The sequence below is a fragment of the Rhizomonospora bruguierae genome, assembly GCF_018397995.1.
Taxonomy (GTDB): domain Bacteria; phylum Actinomycetota; class Actinomycetes; order Mycobacteriales; family Micromonosporaceae; genus Rhizomonospora; species Rhizomonospora bruguierae.
In genome coordinates, this window is record NZ_BBQH01000081.1 from 51,965 (window position 1) to 58,519 (window position 6,555).

Consider the following 6,555-nt stretch of genomic DNA (forward strand, 5'->3'; position numbering starts at 1 on the left):
GGGAATCCGCTCGCGGCGGCTCACCCCCCGGGGTTACCTTCGCCGCATGATCGCGCTGCGGGAGGTGATGACCGACGCCGACTACCACGCCTGGCGGCAGATCCGCCTGGCCGTGGCGCCGGACGGCGCGGTGCCCTCGGTGGCCCGGCTGCGGGCCGGCGCCGCACCGGAGCGCCTGCTGCTGCTCGCCACGCTGGACGGTGAGGTGGTCGGCGCGGGGATGGTCGGGCCGTCCGATCAGGCCGGTCGGGCGGCGGTGACGCCGCGGGTGCTGCCCCACGCGCGGCGCCGTGGCGTCGGCGGTGCCCTGCTGTACGGGCTGGCCGCGCACGCCACCGAGCAGGGCTTCCCGCTCGCGCTCGGGCACACGGACGACGCGGTGGGCGTCGCGTTCGGCGCCCGGTTCGGCTTCGTGGAGGTCGAACGGCAGGCGGAACAGGTCCGCCCGGTCGGCGTCGAGCGCTCGCCGGCGCTCCCGGCGGGCGTATGGATCGTCTCCGTCGCCGAGCAGCCCCACCGCTGGCCCGAGGCGTACGAGTCGGTCGCCCGGGGCGCGCTCGCGGGGCTGCCCGGCCAACCGCCCGTGACGCCCGCCCAGTGGCAGCGGGAGTGGCTCACCGACCCGGCCGCGATGTTCGTCGCGCTGGCCGGGGACGGGGTGATCGGCTGCGCCGGCCTGCTCACCCGCGCCGGCCACCCGGAGCGAGCGGAGCACGGCCTCACCGCTGTCCGTCCGCAGTGGCGCCGCCGGGGCGTGGCGACCGCCCTGACCCGGCACACGCTCGCCTGGGCCGCCCGCAACGGCGTCCGCGAGGTCGTCGCGCGCACCCGGCGGGGCGGCGAGGACCTGCGCCGGCTCAACGAACGGCTCGGCTACGCGTACCGCGCCCAGAGCATCGCCCTCCAGGCGCCCCTGCCGCTGTGAGCTCACCACCCGGCCTCCACTCCGGCCCCCACAGGCGCTCGGCCATCTTCCGGTCACGCCGGGCAAGAGCCTGCCGAACTTCCCGCACGACCCTCGGGATGTCGCGCCGCACCCGCTCGAGAGGTACGTGAACCACGATCCAGCCGGCCACGGTCAACGCCGCCGTCTGGCGCATGTCATACACGACCGCCACTCGCTGATCGGGCCACGCCATCTCCACCCGCAGCTCCAGGCCGCTGGGGTACGCCACCACGTAACCGACTGCCGGTCGCGGAACATCGGCCAGGACCAGCAGCGCCCGCAGCCGTGACCCGAGCGGGTGGCCGCCGGCCTCGTCGGCGATGCCGAACGCGATCCGGCAGCGTCTGCTGCCCCGCCGGCCGTTGTGCCGCACGAGCAGCGCGTCCAGGTCCGCGCGGGCGACGATTCCGCTGTGGAGCATCGCGTCGAGGATCGGCACCGAGTCGGCGGGCGAGAGCCAACGGGCGACATCCCAGGCGGCGCGGATGGCAGTGGTGCACGGCGGCTCGGCGTGCAGGAGCACCTCGTCGTAGCACATCTCCCCGACGTGCACCCGCAACCTGCTCTGCGCACTGACCCGAACGGACGGTGGCGACACGACGTGCACCGGGTCGTTGAACCCCGCCGCCACGGTGACTCCGTGAAGGACGGCCGCTGACGGCCCTGCGGCTACCGCCCCTTTCGGGAGGCGAAGCGCCGCCGCCCGGCACATCAACCGGTGATCCTGCTCCAACCGCGCATCCGCGTACACGTCCTGGAGCAGCCGGACCCACGCCCGGCTCCGCAGTTGATGCTCGGTCAACAAACCGGCGCGGATCGCCTCGGTACCGCGGAAGACCCGGAACTCAAGCACTTTGGGACGCAGCGGTCGCGGTGGCACAGGAACCCTCCATGGTCGGGCGGGGTGAACAGTTCTTGGTTCCACAACGGTCAGTGGGATGAGCCGAACCTGTGATTTCCTGAGTGGCCCGGCGCCGGCCGGTCAGGCGATGTCAACGCTCAGGGTGCATTTGGCGTCAGTCGGATCTCGGCGAACAACCGGTCCCACGTACAGGCTGGCTGATCCATGACTGTACGGAAATGTCCCGCCGGTGCATTGACGGTGCACTTTCGGACCCACACATGCGGTTACCATGGCGACAAGCGCCGCAGTCCGGGAAGGGCGTTGCGATGACCACCGTGGTGATGTGGACCGGCTGGGAGGCCAACGCTCTGCGTAAGGCGTTGCGAATGAGCGTGACCGACTTCGCCGAGCACCTGGGGGCCGCGCGGCGCACGGTCGCCACATGGAGCAGCCGAGGTCGGGGCGTCCAGCTACGTGCCGATATGCAGGCCGCGCTGGACACCGTGCTGATGCGGGCCGCACCGGAGGTCAAGGAACGCTTCGAGAAGCTCATGGCAGCGGGTGGCGGCGGCGCATCCGCGGTTCTCGCAATCTCCGGCTCCGCCACGATCCCGGGGCCAGCGGTCGATACTGGCGAGGGCACTCTCGGCGGTCCTGACCAGGATGGTGACATGCGGCGCAGGGGTCTTCTCGCGGGAGCGATGCTGCGCGGCGTTGCTGTCCTTCCTGCGGTCACGCACCTACTCGACGTGCTGGTGTCAGCAGGGCATCCGGCCGCCGGGCCGGGCACGACGCCTCCTTCCCGGCTATGCCTGGCCAAGGGAGTCGCCGCTGCGAAGGCCGACTATCAGGCGTGCCGTTACAAGCAGGTCCTCGACCGGCTCGTGGTACTGCTTCCCGATCTAGCCCTGGCGAGATCGGAAAGCGGCGGCGACGAGCGGGAACAGCTGGCTACGCTGGCCGCGGATCTCTATCATGTCGTGGGCAGTGTGCTTCTGAAGGTCGGCGATCAAGCGATGGCACTCGTCGCGGCCGAACGCAGCCGCCACTGCGGGCTCGCCAGCGAGGACCCGGTGGCGGTGGGCACCAGTGCCCGGATCATGACCCATGCGCTGATGGCGAACGGCCACGCCCGTCGTGCCTTGCACCTCGCGCAGGCCGCAGCCAACGACCTGGATCGGGCTACCCGGCTCAGTTCCGTAGACGCGGTCGCCGTGTACGGGGCGCTGATGCTGCGCGGCGCGATCGCAGCCGCGAGGGCAGATGACCGGGACGCCGCTGCCACGATGCTGGACGAGGCATCGCGAACCGCCACCAGGCTGGGGTACGACGGCAACGATCGCTGGACCGCATTCGGTCCGGGCAACGTGCTGCTACATCGGGTCAATGTGGCCCTCACGCTCGGCGACGCGGGCGGCGCGATCTCCCTCGCCCGCCAGATCCAGCTCGACAAGATCACACTCGCCGAGCGCAAGGCGGCGCTGTTCGTTGACGTAGCGCAGGCGTACACGCAATGGGGCCGCCACGAGGAGGGGCTATCGGCGCTGAGGACGGCGTACCGCGTAGCGCCGGAGGAGATCCGCCACCGGCCGGCTGCGCGGAAGATCGTTGGTGACCTCGCTGTTCTCTCCCGAGGCGGGGTACGAGCCGAGGTCACCACCTTCGCCGCCGCGGCAGGAATCCGCCTGTGAGCGACGGGCACCTGCAGATCGTCGTGTGCGGCGCCGGCCCCGCCTCCGACGTCGCCCGGCTGATCGTGGTGGCTCGCGAGGCATCGTGGACGATGGCGGTCACCGCCACGGCGAGCGCGGCGAACTTCATCGACATACCGGCGATCGAGCGGCTCACCGGGAACCCCGTGCGCACCTCGTATCAGACTGTTGGGAGGGGCCGGCGGGTTCCAACGTGGGTCGACGCACTGATCATTGCCCCGGCCACGTACAACACGGTGAACAAGATAGCCCTGGGCATCGCCGACAGTTACCCGTTGACCTCGATCGCCGAATTGATCGGACGCAACGTTCCCACCGTGGTGGTGCCGTTCGTCAACGCGGCCCTGGCCGCGCGGGCACCCTTCCAACACGCGGTGGCCACGCTCCGGCAAGAGGGGGTACGGGTCCTGCTCGGTCCGGACGACGGATGGGAACCACACCCGCCAGGCGGCGGAGCCGAGCGCCAAGCGGTGTTTCCCTGGGCGACGGCGTTCCGCACCGCAGCTCAGACGGCGCACCGGAGCGTGGACCAGTAGCACCCGGGCCGATTCCGGCCGCGCACCACGCCCGCCCAGTCAGCCTCACGTGTTGATCAAGGACGTTCCACCCGTTGTTGATCTTTTCTGGCGGGTCGATCAGCGACGGGCATTGTGGCGATCCGACGCGGCGGTCGGGTTCCTCCAACGGTTCGCTAGCGGGAAGGCGGCACGCCGTCAATCCCGCGGCTGCGTGTCGGGCGGCCGGAGCGAGCCGATGACCGCGATGGTGTGGCCGGTGCGGGGGCACTCCCAGACCGGCGACCTGCCCGAAAGCGCTGGCCGGAGCGGGTGCGAGCCGGGATGCTCGGAACACTCCGGCCACGTCGCCGGTAGGCCCTGGCGGCTCAGCGACTCCACGGTCCAGTCCTGCACCTGGTCTGCCACCTGGACAATCTGTTCTTGCCGGCTGAGGGTTTTCGGAACCTGCAGTTGGATCGCGAATCCGTGCTCGTCGTCATGGAGCGAGAGCGCATCATGCATCGGGTCGGAGAACAGGGGGACGTCAAAGCGGAGCCGCACCAGGGATGTCGCCATGAGGTCCCTGGCGACAGGGTGGAAGGCGTCAGGCATTTCGATGTCCACCGCGTGCTCCCCCTAGATGATTAGGTCAATGCGTCAGCCGCAGGACTTGTTTCGCCATCTACCGCTACCTTACGTTATGCAGCTCGCCCCAGACGTGCAAGCTTCCGGCGCCGGTATTGCCGTTGACGCGTACGGTGAAGTAGAAGTAGTCGCCATAAGTGATTAGGTCGTTGTCGTCAACCGGCTTGAAGGTTCCGTGGAATTGGTAGTCCTTCGATACGACGTGCGGGGCCCGCCGAGACATGGCGGTGTAGTTGCGCCACCAATCCATACCCTGCTCTGTCACGGTGCTCGTGATGATGGACTGCACGGACGAGCTTATTCTGAACCCCCACGGAGCAGTGGTCCCGCCGCAAGCGTGTTGGTAGGTGAAGTAGCCGTTGGCGTCACTCCATCCATAGGGTGTGGGCATCAGTTCCGGCAGCTGGGAAGTCCAAGGTAAGGCGACCAGTAATGATGTCGCTGCCACTTGTGTACGTCAGATGGACAGGTTCGGTGGCCTTTGGTCCCGCCATTGCAGGGATAGGCATGGCCAGGCTAATGGCGGCCGCCAGAATCATGAATGTTGCTGCTCTTCGCACGGACTGCCTCCCCTTCTCGATAAGGCACATACAGCACCACCCACGGTTGGTCGGTGTTGGCCTCTACCGCCTTGACCATCAGCGAGTGATCGACGCTGTCGAAGAACTTTTGGATGTCCAAATCGACCGCCCAATCGTACTCCCAGCAGCGTTTTCGGCATGTGCCTACCGCGTCCAACGCGGAGCGCCGTGGCCGGTAGCCATACGAGTCCCGATGGAACATCGGTTCCACCCATTTCTCCAACTCCATGGCAACCACCGTTTACGCAATCCGATCAGCCACGGTCGGCACGCCCAGGATTCTTACCCCGCCATGCGATTTCGGTATCTCCACCGCCTTCACCGGGGGTGGGAAGTAGCCGCCCGAGGACATCCTATTCCAGATCCGGTACAGATTACTCTCCAGATCGGCTTCGAACTTCTCTATCGAGCACCCATCCACACCCGGCGCACCCTGATTGGCCTTGACTCTCAGGTACGCTTCCCATACGAGCCGCTTCGAGATCACAAACGGCTTTCCCGGCGACTTCAGCTCGCCCACTCGATCCCTCCCAGAATCTTCTGGTTGCCCGAACGAACTCACCTCGAATGGTCCAGCCCCTTCGCTCCCCCTCCATTACAGAGGGTTCCTCACTACTATGAGCCGGTCCGAATGCCAACCCCGCGACAGTACTCAACGTCTTACGGTTTCTGCCGCTTGGCGCACTCCTTCTCGCCGCCGCTCCCCAGCGGTGGCAGTATCGGGGCTGGCCTTCCCACGTTCCACGTGAAAGCAGCAAACCGGGCTCGCGTCGCCTACATGCCGGGCACCGCCTGGCCAGTAACCGGGTATCCGCCAGACTCATCCTGGAGCCTCGTGCACGCCCCAGTTCTGATGCCACCTAAAACTAATTTCGACACTTCAGCAGCGATTCGCTTGCGCTCGCCTTCCCGATTCCCACCTGACGCCTCTCACGGCGCCTTTTCCTCATCGCTCACCACGCCGGTCTTCAGCCAACGCAGCATGAGGCGGTTTGACACCACCCCCCGAAGGGCGATGCCGAAGGGCCACAATCCTTCATCTCCCACGCAGCAGCACATCGATCGAGGTCTCCTACCTACATCCCAGCCTCTCCCTCTGCGCGCGTGGCACACACACGATCCGAGTCTTGTCCGGATGTAACTCCAGTCCGACCTCGGCCATCCTGGTCCGCAGCGCGGCCAGGACCATTCTCGCCTCCGCCAGCGTGCGGCAGTGGATCACCGCATCGTCGGCGTAACGCTCGAACGGGCAGCCGGGGAACACCCGGCCCATCCACATGTCGAACGCGTAGTGCAAGAACAGGTTCGCCAGGACAGGCGACACCGCAGA

General features: G+C 67.6%; 9 protein-coding genes. 3 read left to right on the forward strand and 6 right to left on the reverse strand.

What is annotated here, in order from left to right:
• The first annotated feature begins 46 nt into the window (after positions 1-46).
• Positions 47-925 (forward strand): GNAT family N-acetyltransferase, encoded by an 879-nt coding sequence (locus KJS59_RS26835; RefSeq protein WP_213456025.1) that lies wholly within the window; start codon positions 47-49, stop codon positions 923-925.
• On the opposite strand, the gene KJS59_RS26840 is transcribed toward KJS59_RS26835, so the two are convergent.
• Positions 858-1,577 (reverse strand): hypothetical protein, encoded by a 720-nt coding sequence (locus KJS59_RS26840; protein ID WP_213456027.1) that lies wholly within the window; start codon positions 1,575-1,577, stop codon positions 858-860. The genes KJS59_RS26835 and KJS59_RS26840 overlap by 68 nt on opposite strands.
• Before the next feature lie 539 nt (positions 1,578-2,116).
• Between KJS59_RS26840 and KJS59_RS26845 the strand changes: the two genes are divergently transcribed.
• Together KJS59_RS26845 and KJS59_RS26850 are read left to right on the forward strand one after the other, a co-directional pair.
• Positions 2,117-3,481, forward strand: a complete 1,365-nt coding sequence (locus KJS59_RS26845) for a hypothetical protein (protein WP_213456029.1) — start codon at positions 2,117-2,119, stop codon at positions 3,479-3,481.
• Positions 3,478-4,038 (forward strand): flavoprotein, encoded by a 561-nt coding sequence (locus KJS59_RS26850; RefSeq protein ID WP_213456031.1) that lies wholly within the window; start codon positions 3,478-3,480, stop codon positions 4,036-4,038. Before KJS59_RS26845 ends, KJS59_RS26850 begins: the two co-directional genes overlap by 4 nt.
• A gap of 177 nt (positions 4,039-4,215) precedes the next feature.
• Here the strand turns inward: KJS59_RS26850 and KJS59_RS26855 are convergent, their stop codons facing one another.
• From KJS59_RS26855 to KJS59_RS26875, 5 genes are all read right to left on the reverse strand, one after another.
• Entirely contained in the window at positions 4,216-4,623 is a 408-nt protein-coding gene (locus KJS59_RS26855; protein WP_213456034.1) for a hypothetical protein, read from the reverse strand.
• Positions 4,624-4,687: 64 nt separating this feature from the next.
• Positions 4,688-4,933, reverse strand: a complete 246-nt coding sequence (locus KJS59_RS26860; RefSeq protein ID WP_213456036.1) for a hypothetical protein — start codon at positions 4,931-4,933, stop codon at positions 4,688-4,690.
• A gap of 227 nt (positions 4,934-5,160) precedes the next feature.
• The gene (locus KJS59_RS26865) at positions 5,161-5,454 is read right to left on the reverse strand and encodes a reverse transcriptase domain-containing protein (RefSeq protein WP_213456038.1); all 294 of its coding nucleotides are present in this window, start codon (positions 5,452-5,454) and stop codon (positions 5,161-5,163) included.
• Positions 5,455-5,466: 12 nt separating this feature from the next.
• A complete protein-coding gene (locus tag KJS59_RS26870; protein WP_213456040.1) occupies positions 5,467-5,745 on the reverse strand; it encodes an RNA-dependent RNA polymerase family protein in 279 nt (92 codons plus the stop codon).
• A 552-nt stretch (positions 5,746-6,297) separates the two neighbouring features.
• Positions 6,298-6,555: reverse transcriptase domain-containing protein (locus KJS59_RS26875; RefSeq protein ID WP_249714936.1), on the reverse strand; the 258-nt coding region annotated here is incomplete at its 5' end.

Excerpts from the sequence above, each read along its gene's own strand:
- KJS59_RS26835 (WP_213456025.1), top strand. The coding sequence starts at position 47 with ATGATCGCGCTGCGGGAGGTGATGACCGACGCCGACTACCACGCCTGG.
- KJS59_RS26865 (WP_213456038.1), bottom strand. The coding sequence starts at position 5,454 with ATGGAGTTGGAGAAATGGGTGGAACCGATGTTCCATCGGGACTCGTAT.
- KJS59_RS26845 (WP_213456029.1), top strand. The coding sequence starts at position 2,117 with ATGACCACCGTGGTGATGTGGACCGGCTGGGAGGCCAACGCTCTGCGT.